Here is a 26036-nt window from a genome sequence, read left to right on the forward strand (position 1 = left end):
GTTTGTGTACGGGAGCAATCGCATCCATGTGAAAGGCGCTCCCCCCGGAGTGCATCGCCTGCAATGTAACTTGTGTTCCAGCTTGGTGAGAGGTACCCATACCCATGGCCTTCGACCGCATGGATTCGGCGACATACCTGGCGAGCCTCCTGGCAAAAAGCTTCTCCCGTGCCTTGCAGGAGAGGGGCCAGAAGCTCGGCTTCGCGCCCGGCCAGTTTCCCGTTCTTCTGGAACTCTGGAGCGAAGAGGGCCTCACCCAGAGGCAGCTTCTCGATCGCGTCGACATCGAGCAGGCGACGATGGCCAATACGCTGGCGCGGATGGAACGCGACGGGCTGATCCACCGCAAAAAGCACCCGACCGACAAACGCGCCCAGCAGATTTTCCTGACCGACAAGGCGCGGGCGATGGAGGCGGAAGCCAAGGCGGCAGCGATTGCCGCGGACCAGTCGCACTTCTCCGACTTTCGTCATTTTGAGCGGGAACTGATGCTCGAATATATGCGCAAGGCGATTGTCAACGGCGCGCGTAGCTGAAGGATCGCCCCGTCGCCGGCCATGATAGGACGATCAAAATATTTTGCTTAAAGCCGCTGCGATCTTTGTCTAGGTTTCGCCCGCACAACAAGGATTCGGACATGACAGACACGGCCAGCATTCTCACCCGCGCGGACGATAATCTCCCCCAGAGCCTGGAGCGGCTTTTCGATCTGGTGCGGATCCAGTCGATCTCCACCGACCCGGCCTACAAGGCGGAATGCCGCAAGGCGGCGGAATGGCTCGTGGCCGAACTGACAGGCCTCGGTTTCGACGCATCGGTGCGCGATACGTCCGGTCATCCGATGGTGGTTGCCCACCACGCAGCCGGCAGGGCCGGCGCCCCGCATGTGCTGTTCTACGGCCATTACGACGTCCAGCCCGTCGATCCGGTCAATCTCTGGGACACGGCGCCTTTCGAGCCGTCGATCAAGGAACTGGACGGGGGCCGCAAGGTCATCACCGGCCGCGGAACGGCCGACGACAAGGGCCAGTTGATGACCTTCGTCGAAGCCTGCCGCGCTTATAAGGACATCAACGGTTCGCTGCCCTGCGAAGTCACGATCCTGTTCGAAGGCGAAGAAGAATCCGGCTCACCATCGCTGAAGCCCTTCCTGGAAGCCAATGCGGCCGAGCTGAAGGCGGACTATGCGCTGGTCTGCGATACCAACATGTGGGACCGCGACACGCCGGCCATCTCGGCCGGATTGCGGGGCCTGGTCGGTGAGGAGATCGTCATCACCGCGGCCGACCGCGATCTGCATTCCGGTTATTTCGGCGGCGCAGCGGCCAATCCGATCCATATCCTCGCCAATATTCTGGCCGGCCTTCACGACGAGACCGGCCGCATCACGCTCGACGGTTTCTACGAGGGCGTCGAGGAAACGCCGTCGCAGATCAAGGCGGCCTGGGAAACGCTTGGTATGTCGACCGAAAAATTCCTCGGCGAGATCGGTCTTGCCATTCCATCCGGCGAAAAGGGCCGTTCGGTGATGGAACTGACCTGGGCCAGACCGACGGCCGAGGTCAACGGCATCTGGGGCGGCTACACCGGTGAAGGCTTCAAGACGGTAATCGCGGCGCAGGCATCCGCCAAGGTTTCGTTCCGGCTTGTCGGCACCCAGGACCCCGACAGGATCCGGGCCGCCTTCCGTTCCTATGTGGCGTCGAAAATCCCTGCCGATTGCTCTGTCGAATTCCACGAGCATGGCGGCTCGCCGGCGATCCAGCTTCCTTACGATTCGGCTCTGCTGAACACGGCGAAATCTGCCTTGTCCGACGAATGGCCGAAACCTGCCGTGCTGATCGGCATGGGCGGATCGATCCCGATCGTCGGCGATTTCCAGAAGATGCTCGGTATGGAATCGCTGCTGGTCGGCTTTGGCCTCGCGGACGACCGCATCCATTCGCCCAACGAGAAATACGAGCTGCAGTCCTTCCACAAAGGTATCCGCTCGTGGATTCGGATTCTCGCCGCACTCGCCGGCTGATGGCTGGCCCGGTGCGCTACGCTGCCGCGCGCCACAGGGTCTGTTGTTAACGGTTAGCACCCTTGACCCGTTTGGCTGGCGGTGTACTCATCGTCAGGATGATGTTTTGCCTGCAGCCTTCAAGAATTCCGGCCTCATGAAACTGGTTCGTAAATTCGCCTGGCCGGTCGTAGGACTGACCGCGATTCTGTTTTCGGTCTACGGCCTCTATCACGAGCTGCATGGCCTTTCGGCCCATGATTTCGTCGAAAGCCTCAAAGCCGTGTCCCTCAAGGGGTGGATGCTGTCCGGCTGTGCAACCCTTGCCGCCTATGCCGCTTTGGCGGCTTATGATCACCTGGCGCTGGAGCATCTCGGTCACAGGATTTCGCTGTGGTTCATCACCATCTGCTCCTTCACCGCCTATGCGCTGTCGCACACGGTGGGCGCATCGGTTTTCTCCGGCGCTGTGGTGCGTTATCGCGCCTATGGTTCGAAGGGCCTTTCCGCCGGCGAAACCGGTGTCCTCGTCGCCTTCTGCTCCTTCACTTTCCTGCTCGGAACCTTGATGCTGTCGGCCATCGTGCTTTTGATCGAGCCGGAGATCACCGCCCGCTTTGCCGCCTTCCTGCCGATCGGTGCGTCGCTCTCGACGGGGCTGGTCATTCTCGCGCTGATCACGCTTTACGTTGTCGGCAGCCTGGTCGGCTTCCAGCCGTTGAAAACCCGGTGGTTTCAACTGGAATATCCGAAGCCATCGCTGGCGCTGCGGCAATTGCTGATCGCGCCCGTCGAACTGATCGCTGCGGCGGCCATCATCTACTTCGCGCTGCCGGAAGCCGGGAATCCGGGCTACATGGTGATTCTCGGTGTCTTCCTCGCCTCCTTTTCGGCCGCACTCTTGTCGCATGCGCCCGGCGGCCTTGGCGTGCTGGAATTGGTCTTCATTGCCGGCCTGCCGGAAATGGATCCGGCGGGTGTTCTGGCCGCACTTGCCATCTTCCGGCTGTTCTACCTGATCGTACCCTTTCTCTTCGCGCTCCTCGTCGTGATCGTTTTCGAGCATTCGCAATTCCTCGCCGGCAGACAGGCAGGCAGCGGGCGCAAGCGGGACGAATAGGCTTTCCTCTCACGAGGGCGGATAGCAAACCCTCGGCAAGGCCTTCTCCAGGGGTCCATCGACCTCTTCCAGTTCGGCGCTCTCGATATGCAGCGGCGCAAAGGGCGGCTCCTGGATCGCGGCGTTGGCGATGCGGGTGACGTAGCAGCCGGCGAAAATACGTTCCTTGCCACCCTCTTCCGTCGATTTGATCGCGACCGGCACTGGCGCGTAGATGCTTCCCGCCGCACCCTCGGGCGTTACCGTGCCGGTGATCACCTGGACATCCACCGTCTTTGCATAGCCCTCAACAAAGGACTGGTAGTCGGCGAAGGGTTTCCGGTCGGCGAAATAGCTGTAGGCGCGCGCATATTCCCTGCGATTGATCGCATTGTAGAGCGAGCGGATCAGCGCCGGCCCATCGGAGCGGTCATCGACATAGGCGGTCTTGTCCTGCGCCGTTGCGCTGATGCAGAGAACGGTCAGCATGGCCGCGGTCATCAGGGAAGTAGGGATGGTTTTCATCGCATTGCTCCTGGTGTTCAGGGAAATTTCAATGCGGATACGGCGATTTGAAGGTCGTGGCCGATTTCTGGAGGGCATCCAAGTCCAGAAAAACAAAAAGGCCGGGAAAACCCGACCTTTCACAACGCGCTTCGACACACCTGCCAGTACATCCGTGGTCAACCGCGGAAGCGCATTTCTCCGGCGCGGATAATCGCGCCAGATTGGAATTAGGCAGCCTGGAGGCTGTCTGCCGACATCTTGCCGGACTTGCGGTCACGAACCAGCTCGAAGCTGATCTTCTGACCGTCGTTGAGGCTGCGCATTCCAGCGCGTTCGACAGCCGAAATGTGGACAAATACGTCCTGGCTGCCGTCGTCCGGCTGAATAAAGCCGAAGCCCTTGGTGGAATTAAACCATTTTACAGTGCCAGTGGCCATAACGATCCCTTTCTCTAGCAAATTATAGTGAACCAAGCCGTAGATATTACAGCGAGGCTTGATGTTCGAATCTGAAGGAAAGTTCGTCCGATTGCGCTCTAAGTCGCAAAAACCAAAGTCATCTAACAAATATCGACCAAGGCTCAGATAGGTTACCGGGACCGCGCAGTCAAGTTTTATTATTTTTATTTTGCGATGTTCGTTGTTTTCGTTTGTCTTTTATAAACCGGGACCGAAGATCCGCAGAGTTTATTTTCCGGCGCCGTGAGGTCGCTGTTTCTGAAGACGTCGGGAAGAATGCCAGTTTTTTGGGTCGGCCGAATTGATTTCTCGGCGACGCGCATCATCTTCCTCTCATTGCCGAATTCACGGGAGGAAGAACCATGTCGAAAGTCGTGATCGCCGTTGCCTGCCTGTCCTTGTTGACGCTCGCCGCATGCGGCAACACCGCGCGCGGTTTAAAGCAGGACGGCGTGCAGACCAGCAATGCCCTCGATGACGCGACGCGCCGCGTCGCGAATGCGGACGCCAACTGAGGAAACCTGCGAGAAGCTGCGGTGTACAGCGAACGTGCGGCCACCTCGATGGTGCGCGCTGTGCAACGCCGCGCCATACCCGCACTCCCGCCGGGAGCGCACCGAAAACGCTTCCGCGCAACGAGTTGAAAGCGCACGATTTTATTCGAACGGAAATTTAACTCCCCCTTAAATCGCCGCATTTACACTTCATCGCACTGTTTAAAATCGGCGTGGCGGCGGAATGGCCGGCCTGGCTTCCCGAAACGCTCATCTGGAGCAACCCTACCCCGGCATGGCAGGAAATCGCAAATCACCGCAGAGAATAGAGCCTTCTTTCGAGGGCGGGCGGGGCCGCGACGATGGCGAACTGCGGGTCGATGCCGCGGATCGCGTCGGCGGGGGAGGCCGCAAGTCTGGAAGCTCGAAATCGGCGGCGAAAACGAACAGATCGAAGAGAGGCTCCGGCCGCGGCGGCTCGCGCGGTGGCGGCGGATTGACCGGCCTGATCCGCTCGATGGTCTATTGGTGTGTCGTTCTCGGCATCTGGGGCGCCATCGGCGTCGGCGGGCTGGTGCTCTATTACGGCTCTCGCATGCCGAGCGCCACGAGTTGGGCCATTCCCGACCGTCCGCCAAACGTCAAGATCCTTGCCGTCAGCGGCGATATCATTGCCAATCGTGGTGCCACCGGCGGCGAGGCGCTGTCGCTCGAAAACATGTCGCCCTACATCCCGCAGGCGGTCATCGCCATCGAGGACCGGCGGTTCTATTCGCATTTCGGCGTCGATCCGCTCGGCCTGGCGCGCGCGATGCTGACCAACATCACCACCGGGCGCATGGTGCAGGGCGGCTCGACGCTCACTCAGCAGCTTGCCAAGAACCTGTTCCTCTCGCCGGAGCGCACGCTCGAGCGCAAGGTGCAGGAAGTGCTGCTCGCCGTCTGGCTGGAGCAGAAATACACCAAGGACCAGATTCTTGCGATGTACCTGAACCGCGTGTTTTTCGGCTCGAACGCCTATGGCGTCGAGGCGGCATCGCGGCGCTATTTCAACAAGTCGGCACGGGATGTGAACCTCGGCGAGGCGGCGCTCCTTGCGGGCCTGCTCAAGGCGCCGTCGCGCCTGTCGCCGGCACGCGATCCGAAGGCTGCCGAAGAGCGCGCGCAGTTGGTGCTCGGCGCCATGCGTCAGGAAGGCTTTATCACCGACGCCGAGATCAAGACGGCCATGTCGCAGCCGCCGACCAAGGCAAAGAGCTTCTGGTCCGGCGCGCAATATTATGTGGCCGACATGGTCATGGACCAGTTGCCGGGCATGGTCGGCGAAATCAGCCAGGACCTCGTCGTCGATACGACGCTTGATCTCGACCTCGAGAAGAAAGCCGAAGAGACGCTCGCCGCCAGCCTCGACGAATCGGGCGAGAAGCTGAACGTCAGCCAAGCCGCCCTGGTATCGATCGACGGCACCGGCGCCATTCGCGCGCTGGTCGGCGGCCGTGATTATGCCGACAGTCAGTTCGACCGCGCCGTCAAGGCCAAGCGCCAGCCCGGTTCCGCCTTCAAGCCGTTTGTCTATGCCGCCGCCATGGAAATCGGCCGTACGCCCATGTCGATCCGCAACGACGCGCCGGTTAGGATCGGCAATTGGACGCCGGAGAACTATGACGAGAAATATCGCGGCGAGGTCTCGCTTGCGACGGCCCTTGCCAATTCGCTGAACACGATCGCCGCCCAACTCGTCATGGAGGTCGGACCGCAGAACGTCATCAAGCTCGCCCATAGGCTCGGCATCGAATCGGAAATGCAGGCCAATGCCTCGATTGCGCTCGGCACCTCGGAGGTCAGCCTGGTCGAACTCACATCCGCCTACGCGCCCTTCATGAATGGCGGCTTCAAGGCGACGCCGCACGTCATCAAGCGGGTCTCGACGGCCGATGGCACGGTTCTCTACGAAAACACCTATGACAATCCGCCGCGCGTTCTTGATCCCGCCGTCGTCAGCGAGATGAACCAGATGATGGTGGGCGTGATCGAGCATGGCACCGGCAAGAGCGCCAAGCTCAAGGGCTGGCAGGCGGCAGGCAAGTCGGGCACGACGCAGTCCTTCCGCGATGCGCTGTTCGTCGGCTTCACCAGCAATCTGACGACCGGCGTCTGGTTCGGCAATGACGACGGCAAGTCGATGAAGAAGGTGACTGGCGGCGGTCTCCCGGCCAAGGCCTGGCACGACTATATGACGGCCGCACATGAGGGCCTGCCACCATCGCCGGTGTTCGGCACGACCGGTGTCCAGCCGACATTCGAGGACAATCAGGCCGCCCCCGAGACCGTCGGCGATGTCATTTCCGGTACTTTCGGCAATGGTGGCGCGGAGGAGTTTCCGCAGGCTCCGGTCGGCAACGGGCAGGCTGCTGCCCAGCAGGACCTGGCCCAGCCGGCGAATTCGGGGCTAGTGCCACCGGCCGATGTCGGCGAGACGACCGGCGCGACACGGCGGACCACGCTGCTCGATATCCTCACCGGCGGTTGACCGTTGATCCCTTCTTTCCTACGTTTTGCAGCACAGGAGGCGCTGCCGGGTGAACCCGTTGCCTTCAAACGCAGGCCGAGCGCGAAATGCCTGCGTTTGGAAGGGTGGGTTTTTCTGCCAGCTTGTCGTTTACGGCTCGGTTTTTGCGTGTTTTCGCCCCCTCAGATGCCTTGCAGTCCGAAACGCCGCTCCTTATATACGCCCCATCACCGCGGCTTCCGCTGCGAATATTCCACAGACCATCCCGTTAGGGGCTGTCAAATGAATGCCTGACCGGGTTCTGACAGTCCGCTGCAAGGAGAGAACGACATGGCTAAAGTAATCGGTATTGACTTGGGAACGACCAACTCCTGCGTCGCCGTCATGGACGGCAAGGACGCGAAGGTCATTGAAAATGCGGAAGGCGCGCGCACGACCCCATCGATCGTTGCATTCAACGATGATGGCGAGCGCCTGATCGGCCAGCCGGCCAAGCGTCAGGCCGTCACCAACCCGGAAAACACGCTTTTTGCAATCAAGCGCCTGATCGGCCGCACGTTCGCTGATCCGACGACGCAAAAAGACAAGGGCATGGTGCCCTACAAGATCATCAAGGCAGACAATGGCGACGCCTGGGTCGAAGCGCACGGCGAGAAGTATTCCCCGTCGCAGATCTCCGCCATGATCCTGCAGAAGATGAAGGAAACCGCCGAATCCTATCTCGGTGAAAAGGTGACGCAGGCCGTTATCACGGTCCCCGCTTACTTCAACGACGCGCAGCGCCAGGCAACCAAGGATGCCGGCAAGATCGCCGGTCTGGAAGTCCTGCGCATCATCAACGAGCCGACGGCTGCGGCGCTCGCCTATGGCCTCGACAAGAAGGACGGCAAGACCATCGCCGTCTACGACTTGGGTGGTGGCACGTTCGATATCTCGGTTCTTGAAATCGGCGACGGCGTCTTCGAGGTGAAGTCGACCAACGGCGACACCTTCCTTGGCGGTGAAGACTTCGACATGCGTCTGGTCGAATACCTCGCAGCCGAGTTCAAGAAGGATCAGGGCATCGACCTGAAGAACGACAAGCTGGCTCTGCAGCGCCTCAAGGAAGCTGCCGAAAAGGCAAAGATCGAGCTGTCGTCCTCGCAGCAGACTGAAATCAACCTACCGTTCATCACGGCAGATGCTTCCGGTCCGAAGCACCTGACGATGAAACTGTCGCGCGCCAAGTTCGAAAGCCTGGTCGACGACCTCATCCAGCGCACCGTTGCTCCGTGCAAGGCAGCCCTCAAGGACGCCGGCGTCACGGCGGCCGAGATTGATGAAGTGGTTCTGGTCGGCGGCATGAGCCGCATGCCGAAGGTGCAGGAAACCGTCAAGCAGCTGTTCGGTAAGGAACCGCACAAGGGCGTCAACCCGGATGAAGTGGTTGCCCTCGGCGCCGCTATCCAGGCGGGCGTTCTGCAAGGCGACGTCAAGGACGTTCTACTCCTCGATGTCACCCCGCTGTCGCTGGGCATCGAAACGCTGGGTGGCGTCTTTACCCGCCTGATCGAACGCAACACGACGATCCCGACGAAGAAGAGCCAGACGTTCTCGACGGCCGAGGACAGCCAGTCCGCCGTGACCATCCGCGTCTCGCAGGGCGAGCGCGAAATGGCGGCCGACAACAAGCTGCTGGGCCAGTTCGACCTCGTCGGCATCCCGCCGGCACCACGCGGCGTTCCGCAGATCGAAGTGACCTTCGATATCGACGCCAACGGCATCGTGCAGGTTTCGGCCAAGGACAAGGGCACCGGCAAGGAACATCAGATCCGGATCCAGGCATCGGGCGGTCTGTCCGACGCGGATATCGAGAAGATGGTCAAGGATGCCGAGGCCAACGCCGAAACCGACAAGAAGCGCCGCGAAGCCGTCGAAGCCAAGAACCAGGCCGAGAGCCTGATTCATTCCTCGGAAAAGTCGCTGAAGGAATATGGTGACAAGGTCACGGAAGCTGAGCGGACCGCGATCTCCGATGCGATCGCCGCATTGAAGACCGCCGTCGAAGCCTCGGAGCCCGATGCTGAAGACATCAAGGCCAAGACCCAGACGCTGCTCGAAGCGTCGATGAAGCTCGGCCAGGCGATGTATGAAGCCCAGCAGACGGATGCGGCCAATGCCGATGCGGCCGCTGACGCTGCCCGCGATGGCGATATCGTTGACGCCGACTATGAAGAAGTCAATGACGAGGACGATCGCAAGAAGTCCGCATAAGCCTTCTTCGACCTGGAAATCATCTGAGCCCGGAGCCACCCGCTCCGGGCTTTTCCTTTGCTCAAACCGGTGTCGCCGCGTGCCTCGACAGAGGATGTTGCCACCGCCGTTTGGCGGCGACGGGTTCTCGCACCCGGTCCGGAGCGCAGATGCGACGGCTTTAATCTGCGCTTTTTCGACAAAAACCTGCACGGATAGTGTATTGCCTATGGTATCGCGCTTGAAGGTTCACTAAATCCTGTTGCAAGGAAATCAGGCGACCATCGGGCGGCCTTTTTCGGCATGCCTATTCAACAGGACAACCTGCAAGTATGAAACGTGATCTTTACGAAACGCTCGGCGTTGGGAAAACAGCGGACGAGAAAGAGCTCAAGGGCGCTTTCCGCAAACTGGCGATGAAGTATCACCCGGACAAGAATCCCGGCGACGCGGAAGCGGAAAAGACTTTTAAGGATATCAGCCACGCCTATGAAACCCTCAAGGACCCGCAGAAGCGGGCTGCCTATGATCGCTATGGCCATGCTGCCTTCGAAAATGGCGGCATGGGTGGTGGTGGCGGCGGTTTCGGCGGTGCGGGCGCCGGCGGCTTCTCCGATATCTTCGAGGACATTTTCGGCGAGATGATGGGCGGCGGCCGCCAGCGACGGTCGTCGGGCGGACGCGAACGCGGCGCCGATCTGCGCTACAATATGGAAATCTCGCTGGAAGAGGCCTATTCCGGTAAGACGGCACAGATCCGTGTGCCGACGTCGATCACGTGTGATGTCTGCTCGGGCTCCGGCGCCAAGCCGGGTACGAAACCTCAGACCTGCGGCACCTGCCAGGGCTCGGGCCGCGTGCGCGCTGCCCAGGGTTTCTTTTCCATCGAGCGGACTTGCCCGACCTGCCATGGTCGCGGCCAGACCATCACCGATCCGTGCGGCAAGTGCCACGGCCAAGGCCGCGTGACCGAGGAGCGTTCGCTGTCGGTCAACATTCCGGCCGGCATCGAGGACGGAACACGGATTCGCCTTTCGGGCGAAGGCGAGGCAGGCCTGCGCGGCGGTCCCGCCGGCGATCTCTATATCTTCCTGTCGGTCAAACCGCATGAGTTCTACCAGCGCGATGGCGCGGACCTCTATTGCAGCGTGCCGATCTCGATGACGACGGCAGCACTTGGCGGCAAGTTCGATGTGGCGACGCTCGACGGCACCAAGTCGCGCGTCTCGGTGCCGGAAGGCACCCAGGCCGGCAAGCAGTTTCGCCTGAAGGGCAAGGGCATGCCGGTGCTGCGCTCCAGCCAGATCGGTGATCTCTACATCCAGATCCAGATCGAAACGCCGCAGAAGCTCACCAAGCGCCAGCGCGAGCTGTTGCGGGAGTTCGAAGAACTGTCTTCGAAGGACAACAATCCCGAATCCGCCGGTTTTTTTTCGCGCATGAAGGATTTCTTCGACATCGAGTGACTGGCCAAGCCGACAATCGGCAATATATCCCGGCCGGAGGCAGCAATGCCTCCGGCTTTTTTTATCCATTTGCCGGTGCCGCCGGCATGGCGTTCGCAAGCGAAAGGTTTTCCCATGACCTATGAGCTCTTTTATTGGGACGGCATACCCGGCCGCGGTGAGTTCGTCCGTCTTGCACTGGAACAGGCGGGTGCAGACTACATCGACGTCGCCCGCACGGAGGGCGGCATGGGACGCATGATGGCGATGATGAAAGGCAAAGCGGGAACATTCGCGCCCTTTGCGCCGCCCTTCCTGAAGGATGGAGATGTCGTCGTTTCCCACGTTGCCAATATCCTGCTCTATCTCGGCGGCAGGCTCGGGCTTGCGCCCAAGGACGAAGCGGGGCGGCTCGAGGCAAACGGGCTGCAACTGACCATCACCGATTTCGTCGGCGAAATTCACGACGTCCATCACCCGATCGGCGTGTCGCTGTATTATCATGAGCAGAGGGACGAGGCGCTCCGGCGGGCCGAAAATTTCCGCGACCAGCGCCTGCCGAAATTCCTCGGCTACTTCGAAAGGACGCTCGGCAATGGCGAGGGACAGGTCCATGCCGTCGGCGGAGCGCTGACCTATGTCGACCTGTCTCTGTTTCATCTCCTGGAGGGGCTGCGCTATGCCTTCCCGAAGGCGATGCAGGCGGCCGAACCGGACTATCCGCTTCTCGTCGCGCTCAACGCGCAGGTGCGCGAACTGCCCCGGATCAAGGCCTATCTCGCGTCCAAGCGCCGGCTTGCCTTCAACGAGGAAGGCATCTTCCGCCACTACCCGGAACTCGACCTTCCCTCTGGCTGACGTGCCCCGCATTGGATGTCCGCTGCGGCGCGTGTTCGCCGCCCGTGCCGGTTGCGACGTAGGCGAAACAGGCGCAAGATCCCGGAGTGAAAAGAGGAGGCTGGTCAATGACTGATCGAGGCACACTTGAACTCGCAATTGGGGAAATCTATCAGGCGCGCGATGCCGATGACATCGACGCCTTGATGAACTGGATCGATCCCGCCTGCAGTTTCCGGATTGTGGGGACCGGCCGCCTGGGACCGATGACGCAGAAGGTGGATGATCCGGTATCTCTACGCGCAACCTTGACGGCGCTCACGCAGAACTGGGACCTTACGGCTGTCGGAAATACCGGCCTTTGCATTGATGGCGATACGGTATTTGTCCATCGGGCCGGAACGGTTCGGTTCATCCCGACGAATACGCGTTTCGATACCGAGTTCGTGGACAAATTCACATTCAAAAACGGACGCGTCACCGAACTGACCGAGTTCGTCGATACGCTATCGGTGGCCGAAGCTGCCGGCCTCGTTGCGCCGGAGTTGGCTCAGCAGCTTCCGGTGATCGTTTCGCCGGCTGATGCGGCAAATATTCACGCCTGATCCACGCAGGCTTATCGGCCGTTCGTCATTTGCCTTCCGGGAGTTACTGGAGGGGATGTAGGCGCCGTTGGCAATAGTCCGCGCAACGCGCCAGCGGCGTCCCGGTCTTGGCCGCGTCGCCCTTTCGTCTTGCCATCCGGCGCTGTTCGGCATAGCTCTCAACCGGATACGCAACCGGATAAGCCATGCCGCACAAGGTCTTTCTCAGCCGCCTCAAGCTCAGCGATTTCCGCAACTATGCGGGCCTGTCGCTGCAGCTTGACGCGCGCCATGTGGTGCTGACGGGCGACAATGGCGCGGGCAAGACCAACCTGATGGAAGCCGTTTCCCTCCTGTCTCCCGGGCGAGGCCTGCGCCGAGCCGCCTATGCCGATGTTGCCCGGGTCGGCGCGGAAACCGGGTTCTCCGTCTTTGCGGAGCTGGACGGCATGGAGGGTCCGGTCGAGATCGGTACCGGCACGGCCGGGGCCGAGGAGGGGCAGGCACGGCGCCTGCGCATCAACGGAACAACGGCAAAAACCGTCGATGAGATTCTCGATCATCTGCGGGTGCTCTGGCTAACACCCGCCATGGACGGGCTTTTTACCGGCGGCTCCAGCGACCGCCGCCGCTTCCTTGACAGACTGGTTCTGTCGCTCGATCCGGACCATGGCCGTCGCGCCAGCGACTACGAGCGCGCCATGCGCAGCCGCAACAAGCTGCTGTCCGAGGGGCGGGCGGATCCCGCCTGGCTGACGGGGCTGGAGCGCCAGATGGCCGAACTTGGGATATCGATGGCCTTGGCGCGGCAGGAGATGCTGGGTCTTCTGGCAGCCCTGGTGGAAAAGAATCACGCGGGCGGCGTCTTCCCGGCTGCCGATCTTGCATTGTCCGGTTTTCTCGACGGCGAATGGCACCGTCCCGCCTTCGATCTGGAGGAACAGTACCTGGAGATGATGAAAAACGGCCGTTATCGCGACGCCGCCGCCGGTCGCACGCTCGATGGCCCGCATCGCAGCGACCTTCTGATCCGCCACCGGGCGAAGAACATGGAAGCCGAGCGGTGTTCGACCGGCGAGCAGAAGGCGCTCCTCGTCGGCCTTGTGCTGGCCCACTCCCGCCTCGTTGCCAACATGACCGGCCATGCGCCCGTGCTGCTGCTCGACGAGATCGCCGCGCATCTCGATGAAGGGCGGCGGGCGGCACTGTTCGATCTCGTCGACGATCTCGGTGGCCAGGCCTTCATGACCGGCACCGACCAGTCGATGTTTTCGGCGCTTGGCGCGCGCGCGCGTTATCTTACGGTTGCCAATGGCACCGTTTCCGGGTGACATTCCGCCATCATGACGACAGAGCCGCTCAATCCCGAAGAAATCCAGCGCTATGCGCGCCACATCATCCTGCCGGAGATCGGCGGCGCCGGTCAGCAGGCGCTGAAGGCCGCGCGCGTCCTTGTCATTGGTGCCGGCGGTCTTGGCGCGCCGGTGCTCCAGTATCTTGCCGCGGCCGGCATCGGCACGCTCGGGATCGTCGATGACGATACCGTTTCGCTGTCCAACCTGCAGCGGCAGGTGATCCACGCCACGTCCGATATCGGCAGGGCCAAGGCCGATAGCGCAGCCGAGTTCATTGGCCGCATCAACCCGCATGTCGCGGTGATCCGGCATGGCGTACGACTTGACGCCTCCAATGCGCAGACGCTGTTTTCCCGCTACGATATCGTCGTCGACGGCTCCGACAATTTCGAGACCCGTTACCTTGCCGCCGATACGGCCGAGCATCTGCAGATCACGCTGGTGACCGGTGCCGTCGGTCGCTTCGACGGCTCGCTCACCGTCCTCCAGCCATGGAAAAGGGGGAGCGATGGCCGGCAGAACCCGTCCTATCGCGACCTCTTCCCCGCGCCGCCGCCGCCCGGCGTCGTGCCCAGCTGTGCGGAGGCCGGCATCGTCGGCGCGTTGACCGGCGTGATCGGTACATTGCAGGCGATGGAAGTCATCAAGCTCGTTACCGGCGCCGGCGAACCGCTGATCGGCCGTCTGCTGATGTATGACGCGCTTACGGCTCGATTCGATACGATCCGATACGGCCGGAAGGTCAGATGAAGCTCGTGCCGATCGATCAGGCGTTCGCGGACTGGGATGCGTTGATGTCGCTGATCCTCGCCTCCTTCGCCTATATGCACCCGCGTATCGATCCGCCATCATCGGCCCTTCGCCTGACGCGGCAGTCGCTGAAGCAGAAGGCCGAGACCGAGAAGGCCTATGCCGCCATCGAAAACGGTCATCTGGTCGGCTGCATCTTCTGCAAGCCGGAACCACCGGAATGCCTCTATATCGGCAAACTTGCCGTCGCGCCGGATGCGCAGGGCAGAGGCGTCGGGCGGCTGCTGTTGCAGGCAGCCGAGGGTTGTGCCCTCGAATGCGGCTTGTCATGCCTGCGCCTGGAGACGCGAATCGAGCTTGAAGAGAATCACCGCCTGTTTGCGCGGTGGGGCTTTGTCAGGACCGCCGAAGCGTCGCATCCCGGCTTTACGCGCCCCACCTTCATCGAGATGCGCAAGGCGCTTTAATCAGACCCTGCCCGGCAGGACGCGATCCGGCGGTCGGTGCCCGTCGAAGAAGGTGCGGATGTTGATCACCACCTTGTCGCCCATGTCGATGCGCCCCTCGAGCGTCGCGGAGCTCATATGCGGCAACAGCACGACCTTGCCTTCGGTCGCAAGCTTCACCAGCTTCGGGTTCACGGCAGGTTCGTTTTCGAACACGTCGAGACCGGCGCCGGCGATCTTGCCCTCGCGCAGGCATTTGATCAGCGCCGTCTCGTCGACGATGCTGCCGCGCGCGGTGTTGACGATGTAGCTGGTCGGCTGCATCAGCGCGAGCCGCCGTGCCGACAGGAGGTGAAAGGTGGCGGGCGTCGAGGGGCAATTGACCGACACGATATCGACGCGGGCGAGCATCTGGTCGAGACTGTCCCAATAGGTCGCCTCCAGCTTCTCTTCGGTCTCGGCGCTGACGCGCTTGCGGTTGTGATAGTGGATCGAAAGCCCGAAGGCCTTGGCGCGGCGGGCGACGGCGGTGCCGATGCGGCCCATGCCGACAATGCCGATGCGCTTGCCGGAGATGCGTCGTCCGAGCATCCAGGTTGGCGACCAGCCCGCCCAATCGCCGCGCGGGTCGGTCAGGATATTGGCGCCTTCGATCAGGCGTCGCGGAACGGCAAGGATCAGCGCCATGGTCATGTCGGCCGTATCTTCCGTCAAGACGTTCGGCGTGTTGGTGACGGTGATGCCGTGGCGTGCAGCGGCATCGATGTCGATGTGGTCGACGCCGTTCGAAAAGCTGGCGATCAGCTTCAGCTGCGGTCCGGCCTGTTCGATCAGTGCCGCATCGATCCGGTCGGTGAGGGTCGGAACCAGCACGTCGACGCGTTTTACAGCAGCGACGAGCTCCGGCTGGCTGCGCGGTGTGTCATCGATGTTGAGCTCGGCGTCAAACAGTTCCCGCATGCGCGTTTCGACCACATCGGGCAATCTGCGGGTGATGTAGACCTTGGGCTTTTTCTTGTTTGTCATCGCTGCTGCCGAGCCCTTGTTGACGGGTTTTTAACCAAGATGAGTGATCGTTCTCCCTGCAGTTCATTTTCTACCAGACCCGGTGTGGAAGACAAACAAAACTCTAGGTGCCCCTGACGATTTGCCTGTCTTTGGCAGAGCCGGTCAGAGATTTGGCTGCAAGTTCCTGAATCTTTTTGGAAAACGGATTTCGTCATGCGTCAGTTCCTTTCCAGGCTCGCTTTCGTCACGGCAGCCCTCCTGTCTGTCGCCGCCATCGATGCAATGCCGGCTTTCGCCCAGGCCGCCAAGGGCGCAAGCGGCCTGCCGCTGCCGCGCTTCGTCAGCCTGAAATCCAAGAGCGTCAACCTGCGTGTCGGACCGAGCGTCGACTACGCGGTCGCCTGGCGTTACATGAAGTCCGGCGTTCCGGTGGAAATCATCCAGGAATATGACAACTGGCGGCGCATTCGCGACGCAGACGGCACGGAGGGCTGGGTCAACCAGGCACTGCTCTCGGGGGATCGCACCGCAATCACGGCGCCGTGGATGCGCGGCAAGGGCGAGGGTATTTTCGTCAACATGCGGCACGATCCGCAGTCCAACAGCGCCATTGTCGCGCGCATGGAGCCGGGTGTCGTCGTGCATGTCGGCGAATGCAACGGCGACTGGTGCCGCGCCGAAGCGCAAGGGGTGGAAGGCTGGATCGCCCAGGGCGAGATCTGGGGCGCCTATCCGGGTGAAGCTTTCAAGTAGACGAGCGGCTGTCGACCTTCAGAGGAGGCCGGCTTCCTTTGCCGCTGCCGCCAGCGAAACCATCGGGCGTGGGCCGATCTGCTCGATGACGATGCCGGCAGCCAGGCTTCCAAGCCTGCCGCAGTCGGCAAGCGTCCTGCCGGTCGTATACCCGTGCAGGAAACCGGCCGCATAGAGATCGCCGGCGCCCGTCGTATCGACGACATTGGTGATCGTCGTTGCCTCGACCTTGACGCGTTCGGATCCCCTGGCGATGATCGACCCTTCTTCGCTGAGCGTCACCGCGGCAAGCTTGCAATCCCTGGCGATCATCGACAGCGCATGCTCGAAATCGTCCGTCTCGTAGAGTGCCAGGGCTTCGGCCCGGTTGGCAAAGACGATGTCGACGGTGCCGGAGCGCATCAGCTCGAGGAATTCCGCCCGGTAGCGATGGACGCAGAAACTGTCGGACAGGGTCATCGCCACTTCTCGTCCGTTTTCATGGGCGATGCGGGCACAGTCGCGGATCGCGTCCTTGGCAAGCGGCGGATCCCAGAGATAGCCTTCGAAATAGGTGACGGCTGCGTCCGCAACCACGGTGGGTTCGACGTCGCTTGGTCCGAGCTCGACGCATGCGCCGAGATAGGTGTTCATCGAGCGCTCGCCGTCTTCAGTCACGAAGATCATCGAGCGGGCGGTCGGCGGATGCGTGTCGAGCGGCGCCGTTTCGAAATGAACGCCCTGCGCGCGGATATCGTGGGTGAAGATCTCGCCGAGCTGATCGTTGGCCACCTTGCCGAAATAGGCGGCCCGGCCGCCAAGGCTGGCGACACCCGCGGCCGTGTTGCCGGCACTGCCGCCGGAGGCTTCCAGGGCCGGTCCCATGCGCGAATAGAGCAGCTCAGCCCGCTCCGCATCGATCAGGTTCATCGCGCTCTTGATGATGCCGTTGTGGACAAGAAATGCATCGTCGCAGCGCGCAATGATATCCACGATGGCATTGCCGATCGTGAGCACGTCGAATTTGGTCATTCGGAACCGCCTGAAGTGTTTGTGTCAGCCGGTGACCGGTAATAGCGGATTTTCCGCGGTTTGGAAGGGAAAAGAACGGAAGAGCGCCACAGTCCGGATTTTGCCCGGATATTTTGACTTGGATTGCGCGGGCATGTGGCGCCGCCACCGTGTTTCGTCAGACGGGCAAGACGAACGCGTCAAACTGCGCGGCATATTCTTCGGTCGGCGGAATTGGCTTGATCACGTCGATCAGCACGCCGTTCGGGTCGGCCGTGATGAAGTGCCGCTGACCGAAATCCTCGTCGCGGAGGGTTTGAAGGATCGGGAGGCCTGCTGCCTGGAATTCGGCATAGAGTGCGTCCGGGTCTTCGACCTCGAAATTCAGGAGCAGCCCGGAAACGGTGCCGCGGCCGCTTTCCGGAATGGTGTGGTGGTTGCCGTCGAGGACCGCCAGCGCGACGTGCTCGTCCAGGGTCGATTGCAGGTGTACGTACCAGTCGTTGGTAAACAGCGCCTCGAAGCGAAGATGGCGCTTGTAGAAATCGACTGTTCCCTTGACGTCGCCGGTCATGATGACGGGATAGTAGCTGGTGATCTTCATGGCTTTCTTCTCCTCCGAAATCCACATACAATCTGTCTGTATCTAACTAACATACATACAGATTGTATGTAAAGGCGGTAAATTGCGACGTAGCAACAGCGAGCGGACAGAAACGATGCGGGCAGCGCTGATCGCGGCGGCCCGGAGCCTCTTCATCGAGAAGGGTTATGCGGAGACGACGACCCCGGACATCGTCGAGGCGGCGGGCGTCACCCGCGGCGCGCTCTATCATCATTTCGAGGACAAGAAAGCGCTCTTCGCTGCCGTTGTCGCCGACGAGGCAAGCAAGGTCAGTGAAGAAATCGAAACTGCCTCGGCAGCCTCGGCGACAGCGCGCCAGGCCATTCTCGACGGCACGCGTGCCTATTTCGATTCCTTGGCAGTGCCGGGGCGCACTCGGCTCTTGCTGCTGGAGGGGCCTGCCGTTCTTGGATCAACCGCCATGCGGCAGGTGGACGAGAAATATTCGGAAGCCAGCCTCAAGCAGGGCCTGAAGGAACTCCTCGCCGTCGGCGGCAAGGCCCCGGACCTGCTCGACGCTTACACAGGTCTTCTCGCCGCGGCGTTTGATCGGGCTGCACTTGCCATCGAAGCCGGCGGCAATCGCGAGGACTACGAAAGGGCGATCGCCGCGCTGATCGACGGCATTTCCGTCAAATGACCTGCGCCGGCAGCTCGACCAGTGGTGCGGGGATTTCGTTGGTCTTTTCCGCCGACTTGCAGATATCGGCAATGACGCAGCGCTGGCATTCGGGTTTGCGCGCCTTGCAGCAATAACGGCCGTGCAGGATCAGCCAGTGGTGTGCATGGTATAAATAGTGATCCGGAACGATCCGCATCAGCTGCTCCTCGACCTCGTCCGGGGTTTTGCCGGGGGCCAGACCGAGTCGGTTGGCGATGCGGAAGATGTGCGTATCGACGGCCATCGTCGAATGTCCGAAGGCCATCGAAAGCACGACGTTGGCGGTCTTGCGGCCGACGCCGGGCAGGGTGATCAGCTCTTCGCGCGTGCGCGGCACCTCGCCGCCGAAATCGGCGATCAGCTTCTCGCTGAGCGCAATGACGTTCTTCGCCTTGTTGCGGTAGAGGCCGATGGTCTTGATGTATTCGCGAACCTTTTCCTCTCCCAGTGCAACCATCTTTTCCGGCGTATCAGCTGCGGCAAACAGCGCCCGCGTCGCCTTGTTGACGCCCGCATCCGTCGCCTGTGCCGACAGCGCCACCGCGACGACGAGCGTGAACGGATTGACGTGTTCCAGCTCTCCCTTCGGCTCGGGACGTTGGATCGAGAAGCGGCGGAAAATCTCCTCGATTTCCGCCTTGCTGTAGACGGTCTTCGGCTTGGTTCTGGCGCGGCTGACTGTCGCTGGTCTCGCTTTCACGGCACCGATCGCTGATTTCGATTTCAGGTTTTTCATGATGCATCTATAGTCATTGGTCATGAACGATGGCAACGCCGAGATAGCGACAGACGAGCAGCCGGTTTTCGCCGCCGAGCTGACGCCGCATCGTTCGCTCGGCCTCAAAGGCTTCAGGATTTTGCTTTTGATCGCCGGCCTGCTGAGCCTCGTCCACATCTTCGTCTTCGTCGTCATCGGCGCCTGGCCGATCGTTTTCTTTTTCGGGCTCGATTTCCTGCTGCTCTTCGGGGCGTTTTGGCTGAACTATCGGTCCGCCCGCGCCCGTGAAGAGGTGAGTGTCTCGCGCACCGACGTGTCCGTGCGCAAGTTCACGCCGACCGGCCGCATGACCGAGCATCGTTTCAATACATTCTGGGCGCGGTTCAACATTTCCCGCCACGAGGAGATCGGCATCGTCTCCATGCAGATCAGCGACCGGCGCAGGGCAACCGATGTCGGCTCCTTCCTCAACCGCGACGACCGGGAAACCTTCGCCACCGCCTTTGCCTGCGCGCTGGCGACAGTGAAGCGCCGCTAGGGCATGATGCCGAAAAGTGCAAGCGGTTTTCGGACGACATCATGCTCAACTGCGTTGCTCTAGGGCAAGAATCGGGTGGCGAAGAGCCGGTTGCGATGATTATCTCTGCCCTTAAGGAGATACGATCATGAATATCACGACATCGCTTGCCGCCGACATTACGCCGCATGGCAGCGACTATGAGATCGTCAGCCGGGTGGTCGAGATGCTGACCGAAAACTACCGCGACCAGCCGTCGCTGGAGGTGATCGCCGGTGAAATCGGCCAACCGCCGACGCAATTGCAGAAGACGTTCACGCGCTGGGCCGGACTGTCGCCGAAGGCATTCCTGCAGGCGGTCACGCTCGACCACGCCAAGCGCCTGCTGCGGCAGGAGGAACTGCCGCTGCTTGAAACCAGCTTCGAGGTCGGCCTTTCCGGTCCGAGCCGCCTGCATGATCTCTTCGTGACCCATGAGGCAATGTCGCCGGGCGAATGGAAGCAGCGCGGCGGCGGTCTGACGATCCGCTACGGCTTCCATCCCAGTCCCTTCGGCGTGGCGCTGGTCATGGTCACCGATCGCGGCCTTGCGGGTCTTGCCTTCAGCGATGCCGGTGGTGAAAAAGCCAGTTTCGAGGATATGGCAAATCGCTGGCCGAATGCGCAGTACGTCGAAGACAGCGCAGCGACCGCCGCCTATGCGGCACGCATCTTTGATTCCCGCGAGTGGCGCCCGGAGGAGCCGTTGCGCATCGTGCTGATCGGGTCCGACTTCCAGATCCGCGTCTGGGAAACCCTTTTGAAAATCCCGATGGGCAAGGCGGTCACCTATTCGGATATCGCCTGCAATATCGGCCAGCCGACTGCCTCGCGCGCCGTCGGCGCTGCAGTCGGACGCAATCCGATCTCCTTCGTCGTGCCGTGCCACCGGGCGCTCGGCAAGAGCGGCGCGCTGACCGGCTACCACTGGGGCCTTACCCGCAAGCGGGCGATGCTCGGCTGGGAAGCCGGCAAGGTTTGACAATGAAAAAGGGCCGCATCCGCGGCCCTTTCGTCATCTGTTGGTCTCTGTGCTCAATGGGCGCCCGACATGTCGCCGAGAACTTCCTTCGAGGCGACGGTGGAGTCGGCGTTCAGCTTGTAAACCATCGGCACGCCGGTCGCGAGGTTGAGCGCGAGAATCTGCTCCTTGGTCAGCCGGTCGAGCACCATCACCAGCGAACGCAGCGAGTTGCCGTGCGCCGCAACCAGGACCTTTTCGCCTCTGAGGACCCGCGGCAGGATGTCGGTGAGGTAATAGGGCCAGACGCGGGCGCCGGTGTCGCGCAGGCTTTCGCCGCCCGGCGGCGGGACGTCATAGGAACGGCGCCAGATATGCACCTGCTCTTCGCCCCATTTGGCGCGCGCGTCGTCCTTATTGAGGCCGGAAAGGTCGCCGTAGTCGCGCTCGTTCAGCGCCTGGTCGCAGATCGTCTCGAGGTCGGGCTGGCCGACATTGTCGAGGATGATCTGGCAGGTCCGCTGGGCGCGGGACAGCACCGAGGTGAAGGCAATGTCGAACTTGATGCCGTATTCGGCAAGCGCCTTACCGCCCGCATTGGCCTCTTCGACGCCGAGCGCCGTCAGGTCCGGGTCCTTCCAGCCAGTGAACAGGTTTTTCAGGTTCCAGTCGCTCTGGCCGTGGCGCACAAGGACGAGGGTGCCGCTCATGATGATGTTTCTCCGGGATTTTAAGGTTCAGGACAGCCCGAGCACGTCGAGCATGGAATAGAGACCGGGCTTCTGGCCACGGGCCCAAAGGGCTGCAGTCACGGCGCCACGCGCAAAAATCGAGCGGTCCGTGGCGCTGTGCGAGAGCGTCACCTGTTCGCCTTCGCCGGCGAGGATGACCGAATGCTCGCCGATCACCGAGCCGCCGCGCAGCGTCGCAAAGCCGATCGTGCCGGCGACGCGAGCGCCGGTATGGCCGTCGCGCACGCGCACGGACTGGCTGGCGAGATCTATACCGCGGCCTTTTGCGGCAGCTTCACCGAGCAGGAGGGCGGTTCCGGACGGCGCGTCGACCTTGTGTTTGTGGTGCATTTCAAGGATTTCGATGTCCCAGTCTGCCGGCCCGAGCGCGCGCGCAGCCTGTTCGGTGAGAACGCCGAGAAGATTGACGCCGAGGCTCATATTGCCGGATTTTACGATCCGCGCGTGCCGCGCCGCCGCCTTGATCTTCTCGTCGTCACCGCTGGAGCAGCCGGTCGTGCCGATGACATGGACGATGCGCGCCTGCGCGGCGAGACCGGCAAACTCGACGGAGGCTGCCGGTGAGGTAAAGTCGAGCACACCTTCGGCCTCGACGAAGGCCTCGAGCGGCTTGTCGCTGATCGCCACGCCGATCGGCCCCAATCCTGCAATCTCGCCCGCATCGCGGCCGATGAAGGCCGAGCCCGGCCGTTCGACGGCGGCAAAGAGTTGGGCGCCGGGCATCGCATTGATCGTGCGGATCACCGTCTGGCCCATCCGTCCGGCGGCGCCCACCACCACGAGTTTCATCTCCGTCCCGCTCATGCCTGCCTCAATTCCTCTTTATCAAACTTGCGCTTCCACCGCCGGCTGGGCCGTGCTGCCCTGCAGATTGTGCAATCGAGCGTAAAGGCCGTCCGATCGCTTCGCAAGCGCCTCGTGGGTGCCCTCCTCGACGACCAATCCATCCTTCATGACGATGATCTTGTCGGCGTTGACGACGGTCGAAAGCCGGTGGGCGATGACGACGACGGTGCGGCCGCTCATGGCATGGTCGAGCGCCTTCTGCACGGCGGCTTCCGATTCGGTATCCAGCGCCGAGGTTGCCTCGTCGAGCAGCAGGATCGGCGCCTGGCGCACCAGCGCGCGGGCGATGGACAGCCGCTGGCGCTGGCCGCCGGACAGCGTCACGCCGTTTTCGCCGACCGGCGTATCGTAGCCCTGCGGCTGGGCGCGAATGAAGTCATGCGCATAGGCGAGCCTTGCCGCTTCCTCGACCTCGGCATCGGTCGCCTCGGGGCGGCCGTAGCGGATATTGTCCCGGATCGAGCCTTCGAAAAGGTAAGGCTGCTGCGACACATAGGCGAGGCCGTTGCGTAGCGATTGCTTGGTGACGTGGGCGATGTCCTGCCCGTCGATCAGGATCTCGCCGCCGGAAGGGTCGTAGAAGCGCGGAATAAGGCTGATCACCGTCGACTTTCCGGCGCCGGAGGGGCCGACCAGAGCCGTCGTCTTGCCGCCTTCCGCAACAAAGCTGACACCCTTCAGGATGTCGTCGCTCTGGTTATACCCGAAGCGGACGTTCCTGAACTCGATCGTCGCCTGCTGAAGCGCGAGATTACCGGCACCGGGGAGGTCACGCTGATGCGGCACGGTATCGAGGATCTCGTAGATCATCCGCGCATTGACGACGGCGCGTTCGAGCGAGACCTGGAGCCTCGCAAGGCGGCGGGCCGGGTCGTAGGCCATCAGCAGCGCGGTGACGAAGGCGAAGAAGGCCCCCGGTTGGATGCCGTTGTAGATCGATCGGAATGCCGCATAGGCAAGTACGCTGGAAATCGCGAAGCCGGCAAAGGTCTCCGTCATCGGGGCGGTGCGCTCGCTGAGGCGGGCGATGCGGTTGGCGCGGTTTTCGGCCCGGTCGATGATCGTCTCGACCTTGGTCTTCAGTTGCTTCTCCATCGTGAAGGCCTTGACGATGGTGATGCCCTGAATGGTCTCCTGCATGGCCCCGAGCACGTGGCTGTTGATTTCGACGGATTCCCGGGTTGCCTGCTTCAGCCGCCGCGAGATGTAGCGAAGGCCGATCAGCAATGGTGGCGCGATGACGAAGACGATCAGCGTCAGCAGCCAGTCCTTGCTGATCATCACGCCGATCAGCGCAATGAGCGTCAGGAAATCGCGCGCCAGCGATGTGACCGTCATGTTGAGGACGTCGCGGATGCCGGAGACGTTCTGGCTGATCTGCGCCGAGATGCGGGCGGAGCGGGTTTCGCTGAAATAGCCGACGCTCAGTGCCATCAGATGCGAATAGAGTCTGCGCTGGTAGCTGGCGACGATGCTGTTGCCGATCTTGGAGAGCGCCACGGCCTGGCCGTAGGTGGCAAAGCCGCGCACCACGAAGGCAATGAAGATCGCGCCGCATATATAGAGAACGATATCGGCCCGCTTGTTGGCGAAGGCCTCGTTGACCACCGATTCCATGATCCAGGCGGTGAAGGCGGTCGTGCCCGCGACAAGCCCGAGGCAGGCGATGGCGAAGATATAGCCGCGCATATGGGCGCGTCCGTTCTCGGCAATAACCCGCTTCAGGACGCTGGCAATGGTCTCGCGGTCAACGGGTGGCAGCTTTGTCTTGGCTTGTTTCAAGCAGGTTTCCTTAAAGCCCGACGCGCTTGCAGGCGCTTTATTTCAGTGGGCTCTATAGTCCCTTGATCCCACTTTGGCGAGTCCTTGACGCTGGCTTGCCCTTCAAGTTCTCCAGCGCCGTCCCTCTGTTGCCACACCAAAGCGCGACGGGGTGCGCGAATAGGCGGCAAGGCCTGAAAGCGCAGCCGTCGGATGGGTGACGACGAAAGTCGGGATCGTCCGGAGCAACGCCGAGTGCGGCGCCTTGTCTTCGAAGGCGACGCGGAACTGCGGTTTTCTCAAGGCAGGCAGGATTTTCTGGGAAATGCCGCCGGCAAGAAAAACGCCGCCGCGTGCCATGAAGATCATCGCCATGTCACCGGCGACGCGGCCGAGATAGGTGCAAAACAGCGAGATGGTCTCCACCGCCGCCTCATCGCGTTCGGCAAGCGCACTGGTCGTCACGGCAGCCGGGTCGGGCAACTCCGGATACCAGGCTTTCGATTCGCACACCGCGCGGTAGATGTTCATGATGCCGCGGCCGCAGAGCAGTTGCTCGGCCGAAATGCGGCCCTCGATCGGCTCGAGGAAGGGCCAGATCTGATAGTCGCGCTCCGTGCGCGGACCGACATCGATATGGCCGCCTTCGCCGGGAACCGGAATCCAGCTGTGTTGCGCATGAACGAGGCCGGCCACGCCGAGACCGGTGCCCGGGCCGAGTACGGCGCAGGAGGCGTCTTCGAGAATGCTGCCGGGACCGATCTGCTCGCGGCCTGCCTCGCCGATCGAGGCGATCGCCAGCGCCTGGGCCTCGAAATCATTGATAATGATCACGTCCTCGAGCGAAAGCGCCGTCAGCATGTCTTTCGGCTTGATCACCCAGCCGGCATTGGTGAGCGGAATATCGTCACCCTTGACCGGGCCGGCAACCGCGATGATCGCCGAGCGCGGCTGCACCGAGGTCTTGTCGAGGATGCTGGTCTGCAGCGCTTCCTCAATGCTCGCATAGCTCGTCGTCGGGATGATCGGGAACATCTTTGGCTCGGCGAAGGCGTCGACAAGCAGTGCAAACCGCGCATTGGTTCCGCCGATATCGCCGATCAGGATCGGAAAGGTGAGGCTGCTTTCGGTGTCTGTGAGCGTGGGCATGGGGACATTCCGTTGTGATCGTGCGGGCTCAAAGAGAGCTGTATCAGGGATGATGGAAGTCGATCAACTGTTCTGCCGTTGCCCGGTTCAGCGCCATCGGAATATCGTAGACGGTGGCAAGGCGCATCAATGCCTTGACGTCGACGTCATGCGGCATGGCGGTGAGCGGGTCGGTGAAGAAGATCAGCATGTGCACCTCGCCGGTGGTGATCAGCGCGCCGATCTGCTGGTCGCCGCCGAGCGGGCCGCTCTTCATGCGGATGATATCGAGGCTTGGACAGGCCTCCTGCACCCGGCCGCCGGTCGTGCCGGTGGCGACGATCTTCCAGCGCGCAAGCACGGCTTCGTTCGCCTTGGCAAAGGCTGCGATGTCGTCCTTTTTCTGGTCATGCGCTATCAGCGCCACGCATTTTTGACTGGTCATCCCCGATCCCCCGGCGTCAACCGACCATGACGGTCTCGATTTAAATCGATTTGATCTCCTGTACAGCACAGTTTCGCGGATGAAAAGCGCTTAAGGGGCACCCCCCACCAG

At 61.8% G+C, this 26036-nt stretch carries 27 protein-coding genes; 16 read left to right on the plus strand and 11 right to left on the minus strand.

Going from position 1 to position 26036, the window contains the following annotated elements:
• The first annotated feature begins 104 nt into the window (after window positions 1-104).
• From A3AY_RS0115515 to A3AY_RS0115525, 3 genes are all read left to right on the plus strand, one after another.
• Window positions 105-536 carry a MarR family winged helix-turn-helix transcriptional regulator gene (locus A3AY_RS0115515; protein WP_018326570.1) on the plus strand — a complete coding sequence of 144 codons (432 nt, stop codon included), beginning with the start codon at window positions 105-107 and terminating at the stop codon, window positions 534-536.
• Between the two features lie 65 nt (window positions 537-601).
• Window positions 602-2026: a M20/M25/M40 family metallo-hydrolase gene (locus tag A3AY_RS0115520; protein ID WP_268841594.1), complete on the plus strand. Its 1425-nt coding sequence runs from the start codon at window positions 602-604 to the stop codon at window positions 2024-2026.
• Window positions 2027-2162: 136 nt separating this feature from the next.
• On the plus strand, window positions 2163-3125 hold the full coding sequence (locus tag A3AY_RS0115525; protein WP_026203481.1) for a lysylphosphatidylglycerol synthase domain-containing protein: 963 nt from the start codon (window positions 2163-2165) through the stop codon (window positions 3123-3125).
• Between the two features lie 9 nt (window positions 3126-3134).
• Here the strand turns inward: A3AY_RS0115525 and A3AY_RS0115530 are convergent, their stop codons facing one another.
• A complete protein-coding gene (locus A3AY_RS0115530; RefSeq protein ID WP_026203482.1) occupies window positions 3135-3629 on the minus strand; it encodes a hypothetical protein in 495 nt (164 codons plus the stop codon).
• A gap of 209 nt (window positions 3630-3838) precedes the next feature.
• The gene (locus A3AY_RS0115535; RefSeq protein WP_018326575.1) at window positions 3839-4048 is read right to left on the minus strand and encodes a cold-shock protein; all 210 of its coding nucleotides are present in this window, start codon (window positions 4046-4048) and stop codon (window positions 3839-3841) included.
• 383 nt (window positions 4049-4431) lie between these two features.
• Between A3AY_RS0115535 and A3AY_RS0115545 the strand changes: the two genes are divergently transcribed.
• From A3AY_RS0115545 to A3AY_RS0115590, 9 genes are all read left to right on the plus strand, one after another.
• Window positions 4432-4584, plus strand: coding sequence for a hypothetical protein (locus A3AY_RS0115545; RefSeq protein ID WP_018326577.1), 153 nt, complete (start codon window positions 4432-4434; stop codon window positions 4582-4584).
• Window positions 4585-4858: 274 nt separating this feature from the next.
• Window positions 4859-7093, plus strand: a complete 2235-nt coding sequence (locus tag A3AY_RS0115550; protein ID WP_018326578.1) for a transglycosylase domain-containing protein — start codon at window positions 4859-4861, stop codon at window positions 7091-7093.
• Between the two features lie 309 nt (window positions 7094-7402).
• Complete coding sequence (gene dnaK, locus A3AY_RS0115555) at window positions 7403-9325, plus strand: molecular chaperone DnaK (protein WP_026203484.1); 1923 nt, start codon at window positions 7403-7405, stop codon at window positions 9323-9325.
• 311 nt (window positions 9326-9636) lie between these two features.
• Window positions 9637-10770, plus strand: coding sequence for a molecular chaperone DnaJ (gene dnaJ, locus A3AY_RS0115560; protein WP_018326580.1), 1134 nt, complete (start codon window positions 9637-9639; stop codon window positions 10768-10770).
• Between the two features lie 114 nt (window positions 10771-10884).
• Window positions 10885-11607, plus strand: coding sequence for a glutathione S-transferase (locus A3AY_RS0115565; protein WP_026203485.1), 723 nt, complete (start codon window positions 10885-10887; stop codon window positions 11605-11607).
• Between the two features lie 107 nt (window positions 11608-11714).
• Window positions 11715-12191, plus strand: a complete 477-nt coding sequence (locus tag A3AY_RS0115570; protein WP_018326582.1) for a nuclear transport factor 2 family protein — start codon at window positions 11715-11717, stop codon at window positions 12189-12191.
• A gap of 185 nt (window positions 12192-12376) precedes the next feature.
• Entirely contained in the window at window positions 12377-13501 is a 1125-nt protein-coding gene (gene recF / locus A3AY_RS0115580) for a DNA replication/repair protein RecF (RefSeq protein WP_018326583.1), read from the plus strand.
• 12 nt (window positions 13502-13513) lie between these two features.
• On the plus strand, window positions 13514-14275 hold the full coding sequence (locus A3AY_RS0115585) for a molybdopterin-synthase adenylyltransferase MoeB (RefSeq protein WP_018326584.1): 762 nt from the start codon (window positions 13514-13516) through the stop codon (window positions 14273-14275).
• Window positions 14272-14742: a GNAT family N-acetyltransferase gene (locus tag A3AY_RS0115590; protein WP_018326585.1), complete on the plus strand. Its 471-nt coding sequence runs from the start codon at window positions 14272-14274 to the stop codon at window positions 14740-14742. The genes A3AY_RS0115585 and A3AY_RS0115590 overlap by 4 nt, the downstream gene beginning before the upstream one ends.
• Here the strand turns inward: A3AY_RS0115590 and A3AY_RS0115595 are convergent, their stop codons facing one another.
• The gene (locus A3AY_RS0115595; RefSeq protein ID WP_018326586.1) at window positions 14743-15747 is read right to left on the minus strand and encodes a 2-hydroxyacid dehydrogenase; all 1005 of its coding nucleotides are present in this window, start codon (window positions 15745-15747) and stop codon (window positions 14743-14745) included.
• 195 nt (window positions 15748-15942) lie between these two features.
• Between A3AY_RS0115595 and A3AY_RS0115600 the strand changes: the two genes are divergently transcribed.
• A complete protein-coding gene (locus A3AY_RS0115600) occupies window positions 15943-16482 on the plus strand; it encodes an SH3 domain-containing protein (RefSeq protein ID WP_018326587.1) in 540 nt (179 codons plus the stop codon).
• An 18-nt stretch (window positions 16483-16500) separates the two neighbouring features.
• Here A3AY_RS0115600 and A3AY_RS0115605 read toward each other — a convergent pair whose 3' ends face one another.
• Together A3AY_RS0115605 and A3AY_RS0115610 are read right to left on the minus strand one after the other, a co-directional pair.
• Window positions 16501-17493 carry an adenosine kinase gene (locus A3AY_RS0115605; RefSeq protein WP_018326588.1) on the minus strand — a complete coding sequence of 331 codons (993 nt, stop codon included), beginning with the start codon at window positions 17491-17493 and terminating at the stop codon, window positions 16501-16503.
• Window positions 17494-17650: 157 nt separating this feature from the next.
• Window positions 17651-18076 (minus strand): VOC family protein, encoded by a 426-nt coding sequence (locus tag A3AY_RS0115610; protein ID WP_018326589.1) that lies wholly within the window; start codon window positions 18074-18076, stop codon window positions 17651-17653.
• A gap of 115 nt (window positions 18077-18191) precedes the next feature.
• On the opposite strand from A3AY_RS0115610, the gene A3AY_RS0115615 reads away from it, so the two are divergent.
• Window positions 18192-18737, plus strand: a complete 546-nt coding sequence (locus tag A3AY_RS0115615; RefSeq protein ID WP_018326590.1) for a TetR/AcrR family transcriptional regulator — start codon at window positions 18192-18194, stop codon at window positions 18735-18737.
• On the opposite strand, the gene nth is transcribed toward A3AY_RS0115615, so the two are convergent.
• Window positions 18730-19494, minus strand: a complete 765-nt coding sequence (gene nth / locus A3AY_RS0115620) for an endonuclease III (RefSeq protein WP_026203487.1) — start codon at window positions 19492-19494, stop codon at window positions 18730-18732. The genes A3AY_RS0115615 and nth overlap by 8 nt on opposite strands.
• A gap of 22 nt (window positions 19495-19516) precedes the next feature.
• Between nth and A3AY_RS0115625 the strand changes: the two genes are divergently transcribed.
• Window positions 19517-20014 carry a DUF2244 domain-containing protein gene (locus A3AY_RS0115625; protein WP_018326592.1) on the plus strand — a complete coding sequence of 166 codons (498 nt, stop codon included), beginning with the start codon at window positions 19517-19519 and terminating at the stop codon, window positions 20012-20014.
• A gap of 127 nt (window positions 20015-20141) precedes the next feature.
• Window positions 20142-21014 carry a methylated-DNA--[protein]-cysteine S-methyltransferase gene (locus A3AY_RS0115630; protein ID WP_018326593.1) on the plus strand — a complete coding sequence of 291 codons (873 nt, stop codon included), beginning with the start codon at window positions 20142-20144 and terminating at the stop codon, window positions 21012-21014.
• Between the two features lie 53 nt (window positions 21015-21067).
• Here the strand turns inward: A3AY_RS0115630 and A3AY_RS0115635 are convergent, their stop codons facing one another.
• From A3AY_RS0115635 to A3AY_RS0115655, 5 genes are all read right to left on the minus strand, one after another.
• The gene (locus tag A3AY_RS0115635; RefSeq protein WP_018326594.1) at window positions 21068-21703 is read right to left on the minus strand and encodes a 2,3-bisphosphoglycerate-dependent phosphoglycerate mutase; all 636 of its coding nucleotides are present in this window, start codon (window positions 21701-21703) and stop codon (window positions 21068-21070) included.
• A 27-nt stretch (window positions 21704-21730) separates the two neighbouring features.
• On the minus strand, window positions 21731-22549 hold the full coding sequence (gene dapB / locus A3AY_RS0115640) for a 4-hydroxy-tetrahydrodipicolinate reductase (RefSeq protein WP_018326595.1): 819 nt from the start codon (window positions 22547-22549) through the stop codon (window positions 21731-21733).
• Window positions 22550-22570: 21 nt separating this feature from the next.
• Complete coding sequence (locus tag A3AY_RS0115645) at window positions 22571-24373, minus strand: ABC transporter ATP-binding protein (RefSeq protein WP_018326596.1); 1803 nt, start codon at window positions 24371-24373, stop codon at window positions 22571-22573.
• Window positions 24374-24475: 102 nt separating this feature from the next.
• Window positions 24476-25501, minus strand: coding sequence for a glucokinase (locus A3AY_RS0115650; protein ID WP_018326597.1), 1026 nt, complete (start codon window positions 25499-25501; stop codon window positions 24476-24478).
• A gap of 43 nt (window positions 25502-25544) precedes the next feature.
• A complete protein-coding gene (locus A3AY_RS0115655) occupies window positions 25545-25925 on the minus strand; it encodes a methylglyoxal synthase (RefSeq protein ID WP_026203488.1) in 381 nt (126 codons plus the stop codon).
• Window positions 25926-26036: the final 111 nt, after the last annotated feature.

It is taken from the genome of Rhizobium giardinii bv. giardinii H152 (assembly GCF_000379605.1).
In the GTDB taxonomy this organism is placed as follows: Bacteria; Pseudomonadota; Alphaproteobacteria; order Rhizobiales; family Rhizobiaceae; genus Pararhizobium; species Pararhizobium giardinii.

What these genes read in the sequence shown, in the direction of transcription:
- dapB (WP_018326595.1), bottom strand. Translation starts at nt 22,549, where the DNA reads ATGAGCGGGACGGAGATGAAACTCGTGGTGGTGGGCGCCGCCGGACGG.
- A3AY_RS0115655 (WP_026203488.1), bottom strand. Translation starts at nt 25,925, where the DNA reads ATGACCAGTCAAAAATGCGTGGCGCTGATAGCGCATGACCAGAAAAAG.
- A3AY_RS0115635 (WP_018326594.1), bottom strand. Translation starts at nt 21,703, where the DNA reads ATGAGCGGCACCCTCGTCCTTGTGCGCCACGGCCAGAGCGACTGGAAC.
- A3AY_RS0115590 (WP_018326585.1), top strand. Translation starts at nt 14,272, where the DNA reads ATGAAGCTCGTGCCGATCGATCAGGCGTTCGCGGACTGGGATGCGTTG.
- A3AY_RS0115605 (WP_018326588.1), bottom strand. Translation starts at nt 17,493, where the DNA reads ATGACCAAATTCGACGTGCTCACGATCGGCAATGCCATCGTGGATATC.
- A3AY_RS0115550 (WP_018326578.1), top strand. Translation starts at nt 4,859, where the DNA reads ATGGCAGGAAATCGCAAATCACCGCAGAGAATAGAGCCTTCTTTCGAG.
- A3AY_RS0115545 (WP_018326577.1), top strand. Translation starts at nt 4,432, where the DNA reads ATGTCGAAAGTCGTGATCGCCGTTGCCTGCCTGTCCTTGTTGACGCTC.
- A3AY_RS0115535 (WP_018326575.1), bottom strand. Translation starts at nt 4,048, where the DNA reads ATGGCCACTGGCACTGTAAAATGGTTTAATTCCACCAAGGGCTTCGGC.
- recF (WP_018326583.1), top strand. Translation starts at nt 12,377, where the DNA reads ATGCCGCACAAGGTCTTTCTCAGCCGCCTCAAGCTCAGCGATTTCCGC.
- A3AY_RS0115630 (WP_018326593.1), top strand. Translation starts at nt 20,142, where the DNA reads ATGAATATCACGACATCGCTTGCCGCCGACATTACGCCGCATGGCAGC.
- A3AY_RS0115600 (WP_018326587.1), top strand. Translation starts at nt 15,943, where the DNA reads ATGCGTCAGTTCCTTTCCAGGCTCGCTTTCGTCACGGCAGCCCTCCTG.
- A3AY_RS0115570 (WP_018326582.1), top strand. Translation starts at nt 11,715, where the DNA reads ATGACTGATCGAGGCACACTTGAACTCGCAATTGGGGAAATCTATCAG.
- A3AY_RS0115515 (WP_018326570.1), top strand. Translation starts at nt 105, where the DNA reads ATGGCCTTCGACCGCATGGATTCGGCGACATACCTGGCGAGCCTCCTG.
- dnaJ (WP_018326580.1), top strand. Translation starts at nt 9,637, where the DNA reads ATGAAACGTGATCTTTACGAAACGCTCGGCGTTGGGAAAACAGCGGAC.
- nth (WP_026203487.1), bottom strand. Translation starts at nt 19,494, where the DNA reads ATGAAAAACCTGAAATCGAAATCAGCGATCGGTGCCGTGAAAGCGAGA.
- A3AY_RS0115610 (WP_018326589.1), bottom strand. Translation starts at nt 18,076, where the DNA reads ATGAAGATCACCAGCTACTATCCCGTCATCATGACCGGCGACGTCAAG.
- A3AY_RS0115565 (WP_026203485.1), top strand. Translation starts at nt 10,885, where the DNA reads ATGACCTATGAGCTCTTTTATTGGGACGGCATACCCGGCCGCGGTGAG.
- dnaK (WP_026203484.1), top strand. Translation starts at nt 7,403, where the DNA reads ATGGCTAAAGTAATCGGTATTGACTTGGGAACGACCAACTCCTGCGTC.
- A3AY_RS0115530 (WP_026203482.1), bottom strand. Translation starts at nt 3,629, where the DNA reads ATGAAAACCATCCCTACTTCCCTGATGACCGCGGCCATGCTGACCGTT.
- A3AY_RS0115595 (WP_018326586.1), bottom strand. Translation starts at nt 15,747, where the DNA reads ATGACAAACAAGAAAAAGCCCAAGGTCTACATCACCCGCAGATTGCCC.
- A3AY_RS0115585 (WP_018326584.1), top strand. Translation starts at nt 13,514, where the DNA reads ATGACGACAGAGCCGCTCAATCCCGAAGAAATCCAGCGCTATGCGCGC.
- A3AY_RS0115650 (WP_018326597.1), bottom strand. Translation starts at nt 25,501, where the DNA reads ATGCCCACGCTCACAGACACCGAAAGCAGCCTCACCTTTCCGATCCTG.
- A3AY_RS0115615 (WP_018326590.1), top strand. Translation starts at nt 18,192, where the DNA reads ATGCGGGCAGCGCTGATCGCGGCGGCCCGGAGCCTCTTCATCGAGAAG.
- A3AY_RS0115525 (WP_026203481.1), top strand. Translation starts at nt 2,163, where the DNA reads ATGAAACTGGTTCGTAAATTCGCCTGGCCGGTCGTAGGACTGACCGCG.
- A3AY_RS0115625 (WP_018326592.1), top strand. Translation starts at nt 19,517, where the DNA reads ATGAACGATGGCAACGCCGAGATAGCGACAGACGAGCAGCCGGTTTTC.